Below are 21,367 nucleotides of genomic sequence, written 5' to 3'. Positions count from 1 at the left end.
GCCTCAGACGGACAGGGCCACGGGCCCGGTCGCGTCCTCGCCGTACAGGCGCTCGGTCAGATGGGCGACGATCAGCGCGGGCGTCGGATGGTCGAAGACGAGGCCCGCGCCGAGCTTGGTGCCGGTCAGCTCGCCCAGCCGGTTGCGCAGTTCCAGCGCGGTCAGCGAGTCGAAGCCGATCTCGAACAGGCCCTGGTCGGCGTCGACCTGGTGGTCCGCGGTGTAGCCGAGGACGACGGCGATCTGGGTGCGCACCAGTTCCAGCAGGGCCTCGGCCCGTTCTCCGGCCGGCAGCCCGGCCAGGCGTTCGGCGAGCCGGCGCCGCTCGTCCCCGGTGACGGCCGTCCGCGCCGACTGCCGGCCCGCGCGGACCAGTCCGCGCAGCAGCGGCGGCACGGTGGCCCCGGCACTGGCGTCGGAGCGCAGTCCGCGCAGGTCGAGCTTGGCCGGCACGAGCAGGGTCCGGTCGCTGCCCAGTGCCGCGTCGAAGAGTTGCATGCCCTCCTCGGGTGTGAGGGCGAGGACGCCGCCGCGGCGGCTGAGCCGGCCGCGGGTGAGTTCGTCGGTGCGGGCCGCCATGCCGGTGGTCTGCTCCCACAGTCCCCAGGCGAGGGACCGGGCCGGGAACCCGGCCGCCCGGCGGCGCGCCATCAGCCCGTCCATGCAGGCGTTCGCGGCGCCGTAACTCCCGGTGCCCGCACCGAGGAAGACACCCGAGACGGAGGAGTAGGCGAGGAACACGTCGAGATCGGGGGCGAGTTCACGGGTCAGCTCGTCCAGGTGCTCCACTGCGGTCACCTTCGGCGCGAACACCCGCTCCAGCCGCCCGGGTTCGATCTCGCCGACCACGCCCGCGTCGTACAGGCCGGCCGCGTGGACGACGGCGGTGAGGCGGGGGCCGTTCTCGGTCAGGCCGGTGAGCAGGGCCGCCACGGCGTCCCGGTCGGTCGTGTCGCAGGCGGGCACCGCGACCGACTCCGCGCCCAGCGCCTCCAGCTCCGCCACCAGCTCCGGCGCCCCGTCGGCCTGCAGACCGCTGCGGCTGACCAGGACCAGGTGCCGGATGCCGTGCCGGGTCACCAGGTGCCGGGCCAGCAGACCGGCCAGCGAACCGGTACCGCCGGTGATCAGGACCGCGCCGTCCGGGTCCAGGCCCGGCTCCCCCGAGCCGGCCGCACGGGCCAGGCGCGGCACGTACAACGCCGTGCCCCGCACCGCCAGCTGCGGTTCACCGGTGGCCAGGACCGCGCCGAGCAGCGCCCCCGGGTCCGCCGGTTCGCTGTCGGTGTCGACGAGGACGATCTGGTCCGGGTTCTCGGCCTGCGCGGCACGGACCAGCCCCCAGACGGCCGCGCCGCCCGGGTCGGTGACCGTACCGTCGCCGCCCGCGGGCACCGCGCCCCGGGTGAGCACGACCAGCCGGCTGTCCTCCAGGCCGCCCCCGGCGAGCCAGGTCTGGACGACCTCCAGGGTGCGGTCGGTCACGGCGAGCGGGGTGTCCTCCGGACCGCCGGTCACGGCCCCCAGTACGACGGCGCGGGGCAGTTCGGCGCCGTCCGGAGTGTCCTCGGCGAGGGTCGCCACCTCTTCCGCGGTGGACAGCCGCAGCCAGGACGGTGCCCCGGCGGCCGCCGGCCGGGGCAGCGGGACCCAGTCGACGCCGAAGAGCATCTCGGCACCGCCCGTGATGCGCAGTTGCTCCGGGGCGACCGGGCGGAAGACCAGCGAGTCCGCGCTCAGGACGGGGCTGCCGGTCTCGTCGGCGGCTTCCAGGGACAGCGCGTCCGGGGCGGGCCGGGCCACCCGGATCCGCAGGGACGCGGCTCCGGAGGCGTGCAGGGTGAGCCCGTTCCAGGCGAAGGGAAGCATCGTGCGGTGCTCGCCGTCGGCGAGGAACGCCTTGGTGTGCAGGGCGGCGTCGAGAAGGGCGGGGTGGAGTCCGAACTCCGTCGCGGCCGCGCGCTGTTGTCCGGGCAGGGCGATCTCGGCGAAGAGTTCCTCGCCGCGCCGCCACACCGCGCGCAGGCCGCGGAAGACGGGGCCGTAGCGGTAGTCGTGGTCGCGCAGTCCGGCGTAGAAGTCCTCCGGGGTCACCTCGACGCGTTCGGCGCCGGGCGGCGGCCAGGTGGTGAGGTCGGGGTGGGCGGCGGGGCGGGTGCGGGGGGCCGGGGTCAGGACGCCGGTGGCGTGCCGGGTCCAGCCGTCGGCGCCGGCCGCGCCGTCGCGCGCGGAGTGGATGGTGACGGTGCGGGCGCCCTGGTCGTCGGGGCCGCCGACGCCGACCTGGACGCGTACGCCGCCCTGCGCGGGCAGGATCAGCGGGGCTTCGATGACGAGTTCGTCCAGGGTGGCGCAACCGGCCTCGTCGCCCGCGCGGACGGCGAGTTCCACCAGGCCGGTGCCGGGCAGCAGGACGACGTCGCCGACGGCGTGGTCGGCGAGCCAGGGGTGGGTGCGCAGCGACAGCCGGGCGGTGCACAGTACGCCGCCGGTGTCGGGCACCTCGACCACCGCGCCGATGAGCGGGTGGTCGGCGCCGGCCAGTCCCAGCGAGGCGGCGTCGCCCGCGGCGGCGGGGGCGGGCAGCCAGTAGTGCTGGTGGTCGAAGGCGTAGGTGGGCAGGTCGACGGGGCGGGCGGCGGGCGGCAGGACGCCCGTCCAGTCCACGGGGACGCCCTTCACGAACAGTGCGGCCAGGGACGCCAGCAGCCGCCCGGGGCCGCCGTCGTCGCGGCGCAGCGTGCCGGTCACCAGCACGTCGGCGCCGTCGGCCGTCTCGCTGACCGCGGGGGCCAGCACCGGGTGGGCACCGACCTCCACGAACACGGTGTGCCCGGTCTCCAGCAGGCCGGCGACGACGGGGCCGAAACGCACCTGACGGCGCATGTTGGCGTACCAGTAGTCGGCGTCCAGGGCGCCGGCCTCGGTGACGCGCTCGCCGGTGACGGTGGAGTGGAAGGGGATGACCGGGGCCTGGCCGCGGACGTCGCCGAACGCCTTGGCGAGGGATTCGCGCACCGCGTCCACGTGCGGGGTGTGGGAGGCGAAGTCGGCCGCGATCCGCCGGGCCCGGACGCCCCGGGCCGCCAGCGTCTCGACGACCTCGTCCAGGACGCCTGCGTCCCCGGCCACCACGGCCGAGGAGGGGCCGTTGACTGCGGACACGTGCACCTGGCCCGCCCAGGGTTCGACGGCGGCGGCCGCCTCGCCCTCGGGCAGGGAAACGGCGATCATGCCGCCGTGCCCGGACAGCCGCTCGGCGATCACCTGGGACCGCAGCGCCACGAGCCGGGCCGCCTCGTCGAGCGGCAGCGCTCCTGCGACGCAGGCCGCGGCGATCTCGCCCTGGGAGTGGCCCACCACCGCGTCCGGTACGACCCCGGCCGCGGCCCACACGGCGGCGAGGGCGACCATCACGGCGAAGCCCGCCGGCTGGCCGACGTCGACGCGCCGCAGCAGGCCGTCCGGTGCCTCGCCGCGGAGCACGTCCTCCAGTTTCCAGTCCACCCAGGGTTCCAGGGCGCGGGCGCATTCGGCGATCCGTTCGGCGAACACCGGTGAGGCGTCGAGGAGTTCACGGCCCATGCCGGCCCACTGGTTGCCCTGGCCGGGGAAGACGAAGACGACCTTGCCGGCGCCGGCCGGGGCGGGGGTTCCGGTCACCACGGCGGGGCTGCTCTCGCCGCGGGCCAGCGCACCCAGTCCGGCCAGGGCCTGCGCACGGCTGCCGGCCACCACCACGGCGCGCTCCGGCAGGACGGCCCGCCGGGTCACCAGGGCCGCCGCGACGTCGGCGGGCGCGGCGTCGGCGGAGTCGAGGAACGCGGCGAGCCGGGCGGCCTGTCCGGCGAGCGCCGTGGTGCCGCGTGCCGACACCACGAGCGGTACGACAGCGGCCGTGTCCGCCGGCTCCGGCGCGGGCCGCGGCGCGGGCCCCTCGGCGGCCTCCTCTGCGGCCTCCTCAAGGATGACGTGCGCGTTGGTGCCGCTCAGCCCGAACGAGGACACCGCGGCCCGGCGCGGCCGTCCCGGGTCGGTCCACGGCCGGGCCTCGGTGAGCAGGCGCACCGCACCGGCCGACCAGTCGACCTGGGAGGAGGGCGCGTCGACGTGCAGGGTGGCGGGCATCTCGCGGTGCCGCAGCGCCTGTACGGCCTTGATCACGCCGGCGACCCCGGCGGCGGCCTGCGCGTGCCCGATGTTGGACTTCAGGGAGCCGAGCCACAGCGGCCGTTCCGGGTCCCGTTCCCGGCCGTAGGTCGCGAGCAGGGCCTGGGCCTCGATCGGGTCGCCGAGGACGGTGCCGGTGCCGTGGCCCTCCACCAGGTCCACGTCGGCCGGGGTCAGCCCGGCGTTCGCCAGCGCCTTGCGGATCACCCGCTGCTGCGAGGGTCCGTTGGGGGCGGTGAGCCCGTTGGAGGCGCCGTCCTGGTTGACGGCGCTGCCGCGGATCACGGCGAGCACCGGGTGCCCCTTGCGCCGCGCCTCCGAGAGCCGTTCCAGTACGACCACACCGGCGCCCTCGGCCCAGCCGGTGCCGTCGGCGGCGTCGGCGTAGGACTTGCACCGCCCGTCCGTGGCGAGCGCCCGCTGCCGGGAGAACTCCATGAACATCCCGGGCCCGGCCATCACCGTGGAGCCGCCGGCCAGGGCCAGGGAGCACTCGCCGCCTCGCAGGGCCTGCGCTGCCAGGTGCAGGGCGACCAGCGAGGAGGAGCAGGCGGTGTCCACGGTCACGGCCGGGCCCTCGAAGCCGAAGACGTACGACACCCGGCCGGAGGCCACGCTCGCCCCGGCGCCGGTCAGTGCGAAACCGCCGACCTCCTCCGGCACGTCACCGCCGGAGTAGTAGTCGACGCCCATGATGCCGCTGAACACACCGACGTCCGTGCCCTTCAGCGACAGCGGGTCGATACCGGCCCGCTCCAGCGCTTCCCAGGACGTCTCCAGCAGCAGCCGCTGCTGGGGGTCCATGGCCACCGCCTCGCGCGGGGAGATCCCGAAGAACAGCGGGTCGAACAGCGGTGCCTCGTGCAGGAACCCGCCCTGGCCGACGTAGGAGGTGCCGGCGTGTTCGGGGTCGGCGTCGAAGACCGTGTCGAGGTCCCAGCCGCGGTCGGTGGGGAACCCGGTGACGCCGTCGCGGCCCTCGCGGACCAGGCGCCACAGGTCCTCGGGGCCGGCGACCCCGCCGGGCAGCCGGCAGGCCATGCCGACCACGGCGACCGGCTCGTCCGGGTCGTGCACCACGGCCTGCGTCGCGGACGCGGCCGGGGACACGCCCTGGAACTCCTCGTGCAGGTGCCGGGCCAGGGCGAGCGGGGTCGGGTAGTCGAAGACGGCGGTGGCGGGCAGGTGGAGGCCGGTGGCCTCGCGCAGCCGGTTGCGCAGTTCGACGGAGGTGAGCGAGTCGAACCCGGCGTCCTTGAACACCGTCTCGGCCCTGACCCGCTCCGGCCCGGTGTGCCCGAGGACGCCTGCGACGTGGGTGCGGACCAGGTCGAGCAGCAGTGCCTCCCGCTCGGCGGGCGCCAGCCCGGCCAGCCGTCCGGCCAGTCCGTCCCGGCCCTCGCGTCCGGTGCCGCGCGCGGCACGCCGGCCCGCGCGGACCAGTCCGCGCAGCAGCGGCGGCACGGTGGCCCCGGCACTCGCGTCGGCCCGCAGCCCGCGCAGGTCCAGTTTCACCGGCACCAGCAGTGTCTGTCCGCTGCCCAGGGCCGCGTCGAACAGCTCCATGCCCTCCACGGGCCCGAGCGCCAGCACGCCGCCGCGGCGGCTCATGCGGCTGCGCGACAGATCGTCGAGGCCGGCGCCCATCCCGGTGGTCTGCTCCCACAGTCCCCAGGCGAGGGACCGGGCCGGGAACCCGGCCGCCCGGCGGCGCGCCATCAGCCCGTCCATGCAGGCGTTCGCGGCGCCGTAACTCCCGGTGCCCGCACCGAGGAAGACACCGGAGACTGAGGAGTAGGCGACAAACGCGTCCAGATCGGGCGCGAGTTCACGGGTCAGCTCGTCCAGGTGCTCCACGGCGGTCACCTTCGGCGCGAACACCCGCTCCAGCCGCCCGGGTTCGATCTCGCCGACCACACCGGCGTCGAAGACCCCGGCCGCGTGGACGACGGCGGTCAGCCGGGGCCCGCTCCCGGTCAGGCCGGTGAGCAGGGCCGCCACGGCGTCCCGGTCGGTCACGTCACAGGCGGGCACCGCGACCGACTCCGCGCCCAGCGCCTCCAGCTCCGCCACCAGCTCCGGCGCCCCGTCGGCCTGCAGACCGCTGCGGCTGACCAGGACCAGGTGCCGGATGCCGTGCCGGGTCACCAGGTGCCGGGCCAGCAGACCGGCCAGCGAACCGGTACCGCCGGTGATCAGGACCGCGCCGTCCGGGTCCAGGCCCGGCTCCCCCGAGCCGGCCGCACGGGCCAGGCGCGGCACGTACAACGCGGTACCCCGCACCGCCACCTGCGGCTCGCCGGCCGCGAGCGCGGGACCGAGGTCTGCCTCGTCGGTGTCGGGGTCGGTGTCGACGAGGGTGATCCGGCCGGGGTTCTCCGCCTGCGCGGCACGCACGAGACCCCACACGGCCGCGCCACCGGGGTCGGTGACCGCACGGTCGCCACCGGCCGGCACGGCACCCCGGGTGACCACGACCAGCCGCCCCTCCCCGGCGGCCTCGTCCGCCAGCCACGCCTGCACGGCCGCCAGCGCCCTCCCCGCCAACGCCACCGGCGTGTCACCGGCGCCGCTACGGGCCTCGACCACCGTGGCCTCCGGCACCTGGCCGGCGCCGGCCACGGACGGCAGCTCGCTCCACTCCACCTGGAACAGCGCGTCGGTGCCGGGCGCACCGGCCGCCGCTTCGAGCTGCTCGCCGGAGACGGCCCGCGAGACCAGCGAGTCCAGGGTCAGCACCAGGCCGCCGGTGTCGTCCACGGCCTCCAGCGACAGCGTGTCCGGGTCGGGCCGCAGCAGCCGTACCCGGATCGACGTGGCACCGGAGGCGTGCAGGGTGAGCCCGTTCCAGGCGAACGGCAGCCGTACGACCGCCTCCTCCTGCGCCACGGCACCGTCGGTCACCTCGGCGGCGGCGTCCAGGATGCTCGCGTGCAGCGCGGCGTCGAGCAGCGCCGGGTGGATACCGAACCCGGCGGCGTTCTCCCGCTGCTCCTGCGGTACGACGACCTCGGCGAACAGCTCGCCGTCGCGCCGCCACACCTTTTGCACGCACTGGAACGCCGGGCCGTACCCGTATCCCGCGCGCGTCAGCTTCTCGTAGCCGCCGGAGATGTCGACCTGCCGGGCGCCGGGCGGCGGCCAGGCGGTGAAGTCGAAGGTGCCGGCGGAGGTGACGCCGGTGCTCAGCGTCCCGCCCGCGTGCCGGGTCCAGGCCTCCGGGCCGCTCTCCGTGCCGACCTCGTGGCGCGTGGAGTACACCTCCACGCTGCGGGCCCCGGTCTCGTCCGGCCCGCCGACGGCCACCCGGACCCGTACGGCGCCCTGCTCCGGGACGACCAGGGGCGCCTCGACGACCAGCTCGTCCAGCACCCCGCAGCCGACCTCGTCACCGGCCCGCACGGCGAGTTCGACCAGCCCGGTGCCGGGCACCAGCACCACTCCCCCGATGGCGTGGTCCGCCAGCCAGGGATGCGTCCGCAGGGACAGCCGGGAGGTGAACACCAGCCCGTCGGACTGCGGCAACTGCACCACCGCGCCCAGCAACGGGTGATCCGCCGCGCCCTGACCCAGGGCCGTGGCGTCCAGAAGGGGGCGGGGGGCCGGGAGCCAGTAGTGCTGGTGGTCGAAGGCGTACGTCGGCAGGTCCACGTGGGCTTCGGTGGCGCCCTCGGGGAGAATCGCCGCCCAGTTCACCCTGGTGCCGTGCACGAAGAGGTGGGCCACGGCCGAGAGCAGGGTCTGGGCCTCGCCGCGGTCGTCGCGCAGGGCGGGCACGCTCACCGCGTCCTCGCCCGCCGATTCCGTGATCGCGCCGGTCAGCGCACCACCGGGACCGAGCTCCAGGAACACCGAGCCACCGGAGGCGGCGATGCCGTCGGCGAAGCGGACCGGGCGGCGGACGTGGTCGACCCAGTACGCCGGGTCCGTCAACTGGCCCGGCACCGCAAGCCTTCCGGTCACGTTCGATACGACGGGGATGACGGGCTCGTTCCACGCCAGCCCCTCCAAGGCTGCCGCGAAATCGGCCAGCATCGGCTCCATCAGGGCCGAGTGGAAGGCATGCGAGACGGTGAGCCGCTTGACCCGGCGGCCCTGCTCGCGCAGCTTCTCCGCCACCGCCACAACGGCCGTCTCATCGCCGGAGAGGACAACCGACCCGGGTGCGTTCACCGCCGCCAAGTCCACGCCGTCACCGAGGTGTTCGGCGACCTCGCCCTCACTCGCGGCCACCGCGACCATCGCACCACCCGTCGGCAGGGCCTGCATCAGCCGGCCGCGCGCGGCCACCAGCGCCGCCGCGTCCTCCAGCGACAGCACCCCCGCCACATGCGCCGCGACGACCTCACCGATCGAGTGCCCGGCCACCACGTCCGGCCGTACACCCCAGGACTCCACCAGCCGGAACAGCGCCGACTCCACCGCGAACAGACCGGCCTGCGTGAACACCGTCTGGTCCAGCAGGTCCGCGTGATCGAAGATCACATCCTTGAGGGGGAGTTCCGCACCGAGCTGTGCGTCCAAGGCCGCACACGCATCGTCCAGCGCCCGCGCGAACACCGGATACCGCTCACACAACTCACGGCCCATACCGACCCGTTGCGACCCCTGCCCCGGAAAGACGAACACCGTCTTCCCGTCGGTGTTCGAGCCCGTGACCACGGAGGGAGTCGTCTCCCCGGCGGCCAGTGCCCGCAGCCCGGAAACCACTCCCTCGCGGCTCTCGGCGAGGACCACGGCCCGTTCGGGAAGCACCGCCCGCCGGGACACCAGCGCCCCCGCGACGACCTCCGGCGGTGTACCGGTGTCGGTGAGGAAGTCCGCCAGTCGCCCCGCCTGTCCGGCGAGGGCAGTCTCGTTGCGTGCCGACACCACCACCGGTATCGGGCCCTGGGCAGGGGCCACCGGTGCGATGCCGGGCTCCTCCGGTGCCTGTTCGAGGATGACGTGGGCGTTGGTGCCGCTGACGCCGAAGCCGGAGACGCCGGCGCGGCGCGGCCGGTCCAGGCGCGGCCAGTCGCGGGGCTCGGTGAGCAGTCGTACCGCGCCCGTGTCCCAGTCGACGCGGGGGGAGGGCTCGTCGACGTGCAGGGTGGCCGGGAGGACGCCGTGCCGCATGGCCTGGATCATCTTGATGACACCGGCGACGCCCGCGGCGGCCTGGGTGTGCCCGATGTTGGACTTCAACGAGCCCAGCCACAGCGGCTGTTGCCGGTCCTGGCCGTAGGTGGCGAGCAGGGCCTGCGCCTCGATCGGGTCGCCGAGGACGGTGCCCGTGCCGTGGCCCTCCACCGCGTCCACGTCGGAGGGGGTCAGGCCGGCCGCGGCCAGGGCCTTGCGGATCACCCGCTGCTGCGAAGGACCGTTGGGCGCGGTCAGGCCGTTGGACGCGCCGTCCTGGTTGACCGCTGTGCCGCGCACGACGGCCAGCACCCGGTGGCCCTTGCGCCGCGCCTCCGACAGCCGCTCCAGGACGACGACTCCCGCGCCCTCGGCCCAGCCGGTGCCGTCGGCGGACGACGAGTAGGCCTTGCAGCGGCCGTCGGCGGCCAGGCCCCGCTGCCGCGAGAAGTCGATGAACAGGCCGGGTGTGGCCATGACGGTGGCGCCGCCGGCCAGGGCCATCGTGCACTCGCCGCGTCGCAGGGCCTGCACGGCGAGGTGGATGGCGACCAGGGAGGAGGAGCAGGCGGTGTCCAGGGTGACGGCGGGACCCTCGAAGCCGAAGACGTAGGAGATGCGGCCGGAGGCCACGCTGGACGCGGCGCCGGTGCCGGTGAAGCCCTCCAGTTCCGGCGGGACGCTGCCACCGGCGAAGTAGTCGACGCCCATGATGCCGTTGAAGACGCCGACGTCGGTGCCCTTCAGCGACAGCGGGTCGATGCCGGACCGCTCCAGCGCCTCCCAGGACGTCTCCAGCAGCAACCGTTGCTGCGGGTCCATCGCCAGCGCCTCACGCGGGGAGATGCCGAAGAACTCCGCGTCGAACCGACCGGCGCCGTGCAGGAACCCGCCCTGGTCGACGTAGGAGGTGCCGGTCTTCTCGGGGTCGGCGTCCAGCAGGGTGTCGAGGTCCCAGCCGCGGTCGTCCGGGAAGCCGGACACCCCGTCGCGGCCCTCGGCGACCAACTCCCACAGGTCCTCGGGCGTGTCGACACCGCCGGGCAGCCGGCAGGCCATGCCCACGATCGCGATCGGCTCGCGCGACGCGGCCAGCAGCTGCTGGTTCCGCTTCTTCAGCGTGCCGACCTCTTCCAGCGACTTGCGCAGCGCCTCGACAAGCTTCTCGTAGGAAGCACTCACTGTCCCTGCCCCAATCTGTCGTGTGCCGCGTCAGCCTTCGAGGGTTCCGCTGTCGCCCAGCGCGAGGTGTACGAGGTCGTCGACGTCCAGGCCGGCCAGTGCTCCGGGAGCGGTGTCCGGTTCGCCGGGCACGGGTGCGCCGGGTTCCAGGGCGGCCAGCTCCACCAGCGCGTCCAGCAGGCCGGCCTCCCGGAACCGCTCCAGCGGAAGGCTGATCAGCGCGTGGCGCAGCCGTTCCTCGTCCGCCTCCGCCGCCGGCCGCTGCCCTGTCGCGCCCTCCGGGACGAGTTCGCCGTGCAGGTGGCGGGCCAGGGCGAGCGGTGTGGGGTAGTCGAAGACCACGGTGGCGGAGAGGTTGACGCCGGTCGCGGCGCGCAGCCGGTTGCGCAGCTCCACGGAGGTGAGGGAGTCGAACCCGGCGTCCTTGAACGCCGTTTCCGCTCCGACGCCGTCCGCTCCCGTGTGACCGAGCACGCCGGCCACATGACCGCGGACGACGTCCAGCACCACGGCTTCCTGCCGGTCGCGGTCGAGGCCGGCCAGCCGGCGCAGCAGGCCGTCGCCGCCGTCGCCGGCGGCGGCCCGCGCCGACTGCCGCCCGGTGCGGACGAGTCGGCGGAGCAGCGGCGGCACTCCGGGTCCCGTGGCCGCCTCGGCGCGTACGGCCCGCAGGTCCAGCTTGACCGGGACGAGCAGCGTGTCGTCGCCGGTCAGGGCGGCGTCGAAGAGGGCCAGGCCCTCCTGCGGCGCGAGCGGCAGGATGCCACCACGCCGGTTGCCGCGGGTGCGGGCCGCCGCCTCCGCGCCGGTGGTCATCCCGGTGGTCTGCTCCCAGGGTCCCCAGGCCAGGGACAGCGCGGGCAGGCCCGCTGCCCTGCGCCGGGCCATCGTGGCGTCCAGCCAGGCGTTGGCGGCGGCGTAGTTGCCCTGACCGGCCGAGCCGAACAGCCCGGAGGCGGAGGAGAACACCGCGAACGTCGTCAGGTCCCGCGTGCGGGTCAGCTCGTCCAGGTGCTGTACGGCCGCCACCTTCGGCGCGAAGACGTGGGCCAGCCGCTCGCGGTGGAGGGTGCCGATCACACCGTCGTCCAGGACGCCCGCGGTGTGCAGGACGGCGGTCAGCGGGTGCTCGTCGGGTACGGAGTCCAGCAGGGCGGTGAGCGCCTCCCGGTCGGCGATGTCGCAGGCGGCCACCCGTACGGTCGTCGCGCCGAGCGCGGTCAGCTCGGCGACCAGTTCCCGCGCGCCTTCGGCGTCCGGGCCGCGCCGGCTCGCCAGGAGCAGATGCCGGACGCCGCGCCGCTCGACCAGGTGCCGGGCCAGCAGGGCGCCGAGCGAGCCGGTGCCGCCGGTGACGAGGACGGTGCCCTCCGGGTCCCAACCCGGGTCCCCGGGGGCGGCGGTGGCCCGTGCCAGGCGCGGGGCACGGACGGTCGTACCGTGCAGCGCGAGCTGCGGTTCCCCGGCCGCCGCCGCGGTGGTGAGGAGGGCGGTGAGGGAGTCGTCGTCCTCCCACGGCGCATCGGTGTCGATGAGCGTGATCCGGTCGGGGTTCTCCGCCTGGGCGGCCCGTACGAGCCCCCAGACGGCCGCCCCCGCCGGGTCGGTCACGGTGTCCTCGCCGGCGGCGGGCACCGCGCCCCGGGACAGGACCACGAGCCGGGACTCCGCGAGCCGCTCGTCGGCCAGCCAGGCCTGCAGGACGTCCAGGACCCGGGCGGTGCGCTCCAGGGCGTCGTCGGAGCCGTCCGCCGGTACGGCCAGCACCTCCGGCACGCCGTCACCGGCGACGTCGGCGGCGGTGGCGACCCGCGTCCAGGCCGGCGCCGGGGTGCCCGTGCGGACCGGCACGGTGAGGTCGGTCCACTCCACACGGAACAGCGCGTCCCCGCCGGGCGCGCCGGCCGCGGCCTCCAACTGCTCGGCGCTGACCGCGCGGAACACCAGCGACTCGGTCGTGAGCACCGGCGCACCGGTCTCGTCGGCGGCCTGCACCGCCACGGCGTCGGGCCCGGACGGCGCCACCCGCACCCGCAGCGCCGAGGCGCCGCCTGCGTGCAGCGCCAGCCGGTTCCACGCGAACGGCAGGACCGTGCGCGGCGCATCGCCGGGAGCGGCGTCGGCCGGGGTGACGAATCCGTTGGCGTGCAGGGCCGCGTCGAGCAGGGCCGGGTGGATACCGAACCCGGCCGCCTCCTCTCGCTGCCCGTCCGGCAGGGCGACCTCGGCGTACACCTCGTCGCCGCGCCGCCAGACCGCCCGCAGCCCCTGGAAGACCGGGCCGTAGGTGTACCCCTTCTCGATGAGACCGGAGTAGAAGGCGTCGACGTCGACCTCGGCCCGCTCGGCGCCGGGCGGCGGCCACGCGGTGAAGTCGAAGGTACCGCCGGTCGCGGGGACCGTGCCGGTCATGGTGCCCGTGGCGTGCCGGGTCCAGGCCGCGCTGCCGATCTCACCGGCCGCGTCCTCCCGGGCGGAGTACACCGCCACCGTCCGCAGCCCCTCGTCGTCCGCCCCGCCGACGGCGACCTGGACGCGTACGCCGCCCTGCTCGGGCACGACCAGCGGCGCCTCGATGACGAGTTCCTCCACGATCCCGCAGGCGACCTCGTCACCGGCGCGGACCGCCAGCTCGATGAGCCCGGTGCCGGGCAGAAGGACCACTCCCCCGACGGCATGGTCCGCCAGCCAGGGATGCGTCCGCAGGGACAGCCGGGACGTGCACAGCACACCGCCGGTCTCCGGCACCTCCACCACCGCACCCAGCAGTGGATGATCCGCCGTGCTCTGTCCGAGGGCTGCGGCGTCGGTGGCGGGGGCCATGTGCAGCCAGTAGTGGCGGTGGTCGAAGGCGTACGTGGGCAGGTCCACGTGGGCTTCCGTGGCGCCCTTCGGGAGGGCTGCCGCCCAGTTCACCGTCGTGCCGCGTACGAAGAGGTGGGCCACGGCCGAGAGCAGGGTCTGGGCCTCGCCGCGGTCGTCGCGCAGGGCCGCGACGCTCACCGCGTCCACCGATTCCGTGATCGCGCCGGTCAGCGCTCCGCCGGGACCGAGTTCGAGGAACACCGAGCCACCGGAGGCGGTGATGCCGTCGGCGAAGCGGACCGGGCGGCGGACGTGGTCGACCCAGTACGCCGGGTCCGTCAACTGGCCCGGCACCGCGAGCCTTCCGGTCACATTGGACACCACCGGGATGGACGGCTCGTTCCACGTCAGCCCCTCCAAGGCTGCCGCGAAGTCGGCCAGCATCGGCTCCATCAGGGCCGAGTGGAAGGCATGGGAGACGGTGAGCCGCTTCACGCGGCGGCCCTGCTCGCGCAGCTTCTCCGCCACCGCCACAACGGCCGTCTCATCGCCGGACAGCACGACCGATCCGGGTGCGTTCACCGCCGCCAAGTCCACGCCGTCACCGAGGTGTTCGGCGACCTCGCCCTCACTCGCGGCCACCGCGACCATCGCACCACCCGTCGGCAGGGCCTGCATCAGCCGGCCGCGCGCGGCCACCAGCGCCGCCGCGTCCTCCAGCGACAGCACCCCCGCCACATGCGCCGCGACGACCTCACCGATCGAGTGCCCGGCCACCACGTCCGGCCGTACACCCCAGGACTCCACCAGCCGGAACAGCGCCGACTCCACCGCGAACAGACCGGCCTGCGTGAACACGGTCTGGTCCAGCAGGTCCGCGTGATCGAAGATCACATCCTTGAGGGGGAGTTCCGCACCGAGCTGTGCGTCCAAGGCCGCACACGCATCGTCCAGCGCCCGCGCGAACACCGGATACCGCTCACACAACTCACGGCCCATACCGACCCGTTGCGACCCCTGCCCCGGGAACACGAACACCGTCTTGCCGTCGGCATCCGACCCGGTGACCACGAGCGGCGTCGTCTCCCCGTCGGCCAGTGCCCGCAGCCCGGCCACCGCCTCCTCACGCGACCCGGCGACGACCACGGCCCGCTCCGCGAGCACCGCCCGCCGGGACACCAGCGCCCCCGCCACGGCCGCCAGCGGCGCATCGGTCCCACCGACGAACGCGGCCAGTCGACCCGCCTGCCCGACCAGCGCACCAGCGCTCCGCGCCGACACGATCACGGGAAAGACGCCATCGGCCGGGACCACGGGCTCGGCAGTGGACTCCTCCGGCGCCTGCTCCAAAATGACGTGGGCGTTGGTGCCGCTGACGCCGAACCCGGAGACGCCCACGCGGCGCGGCCGGTTCACGTCCGGCCACTCCCGGGCCTCCGTCAGCAGTTCGACGGCGCCGTCCGACCAGTCGACCTGGGATGTCGGGGAGTCGACGTGCAGGGTGGCCGGGAGGACGCCGTGCCGCATGGCCTGAACCATCTTGATCACGCCGGCGACGCCCGCGGCCATCTGGGTGTGCCCGATGTTGGACTTCAACGATCCCAGCCACAGCGGGCGTTCGCGGTCCTGGCCGTAGGTGGCGAGCAGGGCCTGCGCCTCGATCGGGTCACCGAGGACGGTGCCCGTGCCGTGCCCCTCCACCGCGTCCACGTCCGCCGGAGTCAGCCCGGCGTTCGCCAGCGCCTTGCGGATCACCCGCTGCTGCGAAGGACCGTTGGGAGCGGTCAGGCCGTTGGACGCACCGTCCTGGTTCACCGCGCTGCCCCGCACCACCGCCAGCACCCGGTGCCCCTTGCGCCGCGCCTCCGACAGCAGCTCCAGCACGACCACACCCGCACCCTCGGCCCAGCCCGTGCCGTCGGCCGCATCCGCGTACGACTTGCAACGACCGTCCGAGGCCAGACCCCGCTGCCGGGAGAACTCGACGAAGGTGCCCGGCGTCGCCATGACGGTGGCTCCGCCGGCGAGGGCCATCGAGCACTCGCCGTTGCGCAGGGCCTGGGCGGCGAGGTGGATGGCGACCAGGGAGGACGAGCAGGCGGTGTCGACGGTCACCGCGGGGCCCTCGAAGCCGAACACGTAGGCGACGCGGCCGGAGGCGACGCTGCCCATGCCCCCGGTCCCGGTGAAACCCTCCAGCTCGGGCGGTACCGGGCCCGAGGTCCCGTAGCCCTGGCCCATCAGGCCGGAGAAGACGCCGACGTCCGAGCCCTTCAACGACAGCGGATCGATGCCCGCCCGCTCCAGCGCCTCCCAGGACGTCTCCAGCAGCAGCCGCTGCTGCGGGTCCATCGCCAGCGCCTCACGCGGCGAGATGCCGAAGAAACCGGCGTCGAACAGTGCGGCGTCGTAGAGAAAGCCGCCCTGGCTCACGTACGAGGTGCCGGTCCGGTCCGGGTCGTCGCTGAAGAAGCCGCTCAGGTCCCAGCCGCGGTCGTCGGGGAAGCCGGACATCGCGTCCCGGCCCTCGCACACCAACCGCCACAGCTCGTCCGGGCTGTCGACGCCACCGGGCAGGCGGCAGGCCATGCCGACGATAGCGATCGGTTCGTCCGGGTCGGCGGCCCTGACCGCCGTGACCGGCGCCGGGGTGGTCGCCGTCGTCTCGGCCAGCTCGCCGTGCAGGTGGCGGGCGAGGGACTGGGGGTTCGGGTGGTCGAAGACCACGGTGGAGGCCAGTTTGAGGCCGGTGGCCTCGCGGAGCCTGTTGCGCAGTTCGACCGAGGTGAGCGAGTCGAACCCGGAGTCACGGAAGGCGGTCTCGGGCTTGATGCCCTCGGGACCGGAGTGGCCGAGCACGGTCGCCGCGTGCGTCCGCACCAGGTCCAGCAGCAGTGCTTCCTGCTCGGCCGTGCCCAGCCCGGCCAGCCGGTCCGCCAGGCCGCCGCCGCTGTCGCCGGCCGCGGCCCGCACGGTCTGCCGGCCGGTGCGCACCAGGCCGCGCAGCAGGGTGGGGACGGCCCGGCCGGCGCCGGCGTCGGTGCGCAGCTGCCGCAGGTCCAGTTTGGCCGGGACGAGCAGGGCCTCACCGGTGCGCAGGGCCGCGTCGAAGAGGTCCATGCCCTCGTCGGGGGACATGGGCAGGACACCGCCGCGCCGGTTCATCCGGCTTCGGGTGAGGTCGTCCATGCCGGCCGCCATACCGCCGGTGGCCTGGTCCCACAGACCCCAGGCGAGCGAGGTGGCCGGCAGGCCCGCGGCCCGGCGCTGCTGGGCCACGGCGTCCAGGAAGGCGTTGGCCGCCGCGTAGCTGCCGGTGCCCGCGCCGAGGAAGACGGAGGAGACGGACGAGAAGACGACGAACGCGGCGAGTTCCGGGGCGAGTTCGCGGGTCAGTTCGTCCAGGTGCCGCACCGCTGTCACCTTCGGCGCGAACACCCGCGCCACCTGTTCGGGCTGGATGGTGCCGATCACTCCGGCGTCCGCGATGCCCGCCGTGTGCACGACCCCGGTCAGCGGACGGCCACCCCGGCGGGCCTCGGTCAGCAGCGCGGCGACCGCGTCGCGGTCGGTGACGTCGCAGGATGCCACCGTGACCTCGGTGGCGCCGAGTTCGGTGAGTTCGGCGACCAGTTCGGCGGCGCCATCGGCTGCTTGGCCGCGGCGGCTGGCCAGCAGGAGGTGGCGGATGCCGTGCCGGGTGACCAGGTGCCGGGCCAGCAGTCCGCCGAGCGAGCCGGTGCCGCCGGTGATGAGGACCGTGCCCTCCGGGTCCAGTGCCACCGGTGCCTTTGCTTCCGCTGCCGCTTGGTCGTGGCCCGCCGCGGTGGCACGGGCGAGCCGGGGGATGTACAAGGTCTGCCCGCGCAGGGCCAGTTCGGGCTCCGTGTCCACTGTCAGGCGGGTCAGGACGTCGGCGGAGTTCTCGAACAGGATGCCGGGGTCGAGCGCGGGGTCGAGGTCGAGGAGGACGAGGCGGTCCGGGTTCTCGGACTGCGCGGCACGGATCAGGCCCCACACCGCGCCACCCGCCGGATCGGTCACCGCGCCGTCGGCGCCGGCCGGTACCGCTCCCCGGGTGGCCACGACCAGCCGGGTCGGTTCCAGGGCGGGGGCGGCCAGCCAGGCCTGCACGGCCGCCAGCACCCGGTTCGTCAGGGCCAGCGCCGGGTCGTCCTCGCCCTGGTCGTGGGCCGCGACGGCCTCCAGTACGACGAGCGCGGGCAGGTCCGACGCCGTGGCCGAGCCCTCCGCCAGGGCGGTGACGTCGGCGGCGGAGCGCACCGCGGCCCAGGCCGGCGGCTCGTCCGCCGGCGCCTCGGCTCCGGGCAGCGCGGTCCACTCGACACGGAACAGCGAGTCGTCGCTCGCCGTACCCGCGGCGCTCTCCAACTGCTCCGCGGACAGCGGCCGCAGCTCCGCCGACTCCGCCCGCAGCACCAGCCCGCCGGCGGGGTCGGCCGCCTCCAGCGCGAGCGCGTCGCGGCCCTGCGGCGTGACCCGGACCCGCAGCGCCGTGGCGCCGACGGCGTGCAGCGCGAGTCCGTGCCAGATCGGGTACCACACCCGGGAGCCGCCGTCGGCCGCGGCGGCGTCCAGCAGCGCCAGGTGCAGGGCCGCGTCCAGCAGCGCGGGATGCAGCCCGAACCGCCCGGCCTCCTCTCGCTCGTCCTCCGGTACGGCGACCTCGGCGAGGATCTCGTCACCGAACCGCCAGAGCCCGCGGACGGCCCGGAAGAGGGGCCCGTGCTCGTAGCCGCGCCGGACCAGACCGTCGTACAGCGCCTCCACGTCGACGCGCCGGGCACCGGCCGGCGGCCAGGCTGCGAAGTCGGCCAGCGGGCTCTCGCCCGGCTTGGGCGTCGCCGTCAGCACACCGGTGGCGTGCCGCACCCAGGCCTCCGCGCCGCTCACCTCCGTGGCGTCCTCGCGCGTCGAGTACACGGTGACCGGACGGCAGCCGCTCTCGTCGACACCGCCGACCGCGACCTGGACGCGCACCCCGCCGTGCTCCGGCAGCACCAGCGGCACGCCGACCGTGAGTTCGTCCACGGTTCCGCACCCGACCTCGTCACCGGCCCGCACCGCCAGCTCGACCAGGGCCGCGGCGGGGACGAGGACCACTCCGCCGACCGTGTGATCGGCCAGCCAGGGGTGTGTGCGCAGGGACAGCCGGGAGGTGCACAACACCCCGCCCGTCTCGGGCACCTCGACGATCGCACCGATCAACGGGTGGTCCGTCGATGCCTGGCCGAGCGCGGTGGCGTCGCTCGCTCCGTTCAGCCGGAGCCAGTAGTGGCGGTGGTCGAAGGCGTACGTCGGCAGGTCCACCTGTACGGCATCAGCGCCGGCGGGCAGGACGCCGGTCCAGTCGACGGGGACGCCCTTGACGAAGACCTCCGCGATCGACGCCAACAGGCGCCGCAGGCCGCCTTCCTCGCGGCGCAGGGAACCGGTGACGACGGCCTCGGACCCCGTCTCGTCCACGATCTCGTTCACCGGCTGCACAAGGACCGGATGGGCGCTGGACTCGATGAACACCGAGTGCCCCTCGGCGAGGAGAGCGGCGATGGCAGGTCCGAAGCGGACCCGGCTGCGCAGGTTGCGATACCAGTAGCCGCCGTCCAGGACACCCGCCTCGCGCACCCACTCCCCGGTGACCGTGGAGAAGAAGGGCACCAGCGGTGCCTGGCTGCGGATGTCGGAGAAGGCTTCCGCCAAGGCCCCTTCGATGGCCTCGACATGGCGGGTGTGGGAGGCGTAATCCACCGCCACCCGGCGCACCCGTACACCGTCGGCTTCAAGAGCGGCGAGGGCTTCGTCCAACGCTTCCGCGTCTCCGGCGATCACCACGGAGGAAGGGCTGTTGACGGCGGCTATTTCAACCCGGCCGTCCCAGGCGGTGATCCGGGAGGCAGCCTCCGCCTCGGACAGCGCCACCGACGCCATACCACCCCGGCCCGCCAACCCACCCGCGATCACCTGACTGCGCACGGCCACGATCCGCGCCGCGTCCTCCAGCGACAACGCACCGGCCACACAGGCGGCGGCGATCTCGCCCTGCGAGTGACCGACCACCGCATCCGGTACGACACCCACGGACGCCCACACCGCGGCCAGGCCCACCATCACCGCGAAACTCGCCGGCTGCACCACATCCACCCGCGCCAGCAGATCAGCGTCCCCGCGCAGCACAGCCACCAAGTCCCAGTCCACCCACGGCTCCAGAGCCCGGACACACTCTTCGATCCTGGCGGCGAACACCGGCGAGGAATCCAGCAACTCCCGGCCCATCCCCAGCCACTGCGAACCCTGACCCGGGAACACCAACACCGTCCGCCCAGGCGCACCCACAGAACCGAACACCACCGCGGGACTGCTCTCCCCGTTCGCCAACGCGCCCAGCCCGGCCACCGCCTCCTCCCGGCTCCCGGCGACGACCACGGCACGTTCGTTCAGCAAGGCTCGCTGGGTGAGGAGGGCACTCGCGAGGTGGGCGAGTGGTGTGTCGGTGTCGCCGGTGAAGGCGGCCAGGCGACCGGCCTGGCCGGCCAGTGCTGCTTCGGTGGCCGCCGACACCACCAGCGGTACCACGCCGACGCCCGGGGGCACCGGCTCCGTGGCCGGTTCCTCCGGGGGTTCTTCCAGGATCAGGTGGGCGTTGGTACCGCTGACGCCGAAGGAGGAGACGCCGGCCCGGCGGGGGCGGCCGGTCCGGGGCCAGTCCTGTTCCTCGGTGAGCAGCTCGATCGCCCCGGCGGACCAGTCGACCTGGGAGGACGGGGTGTCGACGTGCAGGGTGGCGGGCAGGACGCCGTACCGCATCGCCTGGACCATCTTGATGACACCGGCGACCCCGGCGGCGGCCTGCGTGTGCCCGATGTTGGACTTCAACGACCCCAGCCACAGCGGGCGTTCGCGGTCCTGGCCGTAGGTCGCGAGGAGGGCCTGCGCCTCGATCGGGTCGCCGAGGACCGTGCCCGTGCCGTGGCCCTCGACCACGTCCACGTCCGCCGGGGTCAGGCCCGCCTCGGCCAACGCCTTGCGGATGACGCGCTGTTGGGACGGCCCGTTCGGGGCGGTGAGGCCGTTGGAGGCGCCGTCCTGGTTGACGGCGGACGCGCGGACGACGGCCAGCACCCGGTGTCCGTTGCGGCGGGCGTCGGACAGGCGCTCCAGTACGACGACACCGGCGCCCTCGGCCCAGCCGGTGCCGTCGGCCGCGTCGGCGTACGACTTGCAGCGGCCGTCGGCGGCCAGCGCCCGCTGCCGCGAGAACTGCATGAACATACCGGGTCCGGCCATGACGGTGGCACCGCCCGCCAGGGCCATCGAGCACTCCCCGCGGCGCAGCGCCTGGGCGGCCAGGTGCATGGCGACGAGGGAGGAGGAGCAGGCGGTGTCCACGGTCACCGCGGGGCCTTCGAGACCGAAGACGTAGGAGATGCGGCCCGAGGCGACGCTTCCGGTGGTACCGGTGCCGGTGAAGCCCTCCAGCTCGGGTGGGACGGGGCCGCCGGTCGCGTAGCCCTCGTTGATGACGCCCACGAAGACACCGACGTCCGAGCCCTTGAGCGTGAGCGCGTCGATGCCGGCCCGCTCCAGCGCCTCCCAGGACATTTCCAGCAGGAGCCGCTGCTGGGGGTCCATCGCCACGGCCTCGCGCGGGGAGATCCCGAACAGACCCGCGTCGAACAGGGCCGCCTCGTGCAGGAAGCCGCCCTGGTCGACGTAGGACTTGCCTGTCTTGTCGGGGTCGGCGTCGAACAGCGCCTCCAGGTCCCAGCCGCGGTCGGTCGGGAACTCCGAGACGCCGTCGCCGCGTTCGTGGACGAGTCGCCACAGGTCGTCGGGGCCGGTCACCCCGCCGGGCAGCCGGCACGCCATGCCCACGATCGCGATCGGCTCCGCCTTCTCGGCCTCAAGTTCACGGACGCGTTGCTGGGAGCGGCGCGCGTCGGCGAGAACGCGCTTGAGGTAGTCGCGAAGCTTGCTTTCATCCGCCATTGCGGGTCAGCTCCTAGTGGGGCTAAGGCGTCAGGTGGACTGCGGGGCGGGCGTGGACATGGCGTGGGGGTACTGCAGTGAC

Annotated in this window: 1 protein-coding gene and 1 pseudogene; both read right to left on the bottom strand. The window is 74.5% G+C overall.

The genetic code is table 11. The features are described 5' to 3' along the window. Positions 1–3: 3 nt before the first annotated feature. A pseudogene (locus S1361_RS34100) lies at positions 4–10,452 on the bottom strand (type I polyketide synthase); the annotation flags it as partial. A gap of 51 nt (positions 10,453–10,503) precedes the next feature. Beyond that, on the bottom strand, positions 10,504–21,285 hold the full coding sequence (locus S1361_RS34095; protein ID WP_208035699.1) for a type I polyketide synthase: 10,782 nt from the start codon (positions 21,283–21,285) through the stop codon (positions 10,504–10,506). Between the last annotated feature and the right edge of the window lie 82 nt (positions 21,286–21,367).

It is taken from the genome of Streptomyces cyanogenus (assembly GCF_017526105.1).
GTDB classification, from domain to species: Bacteria; Actinomycetota; Actinomycetes; order Streptomycetales; family Streptomycetaceae; genus Streptomyces; species Streptomyces cyanogenus.
The sequence above is the reverse complement of the archived record's forward strand: the minus strand, read 5'-3'. Positions and strand labels throughout refer to the sequence as shown.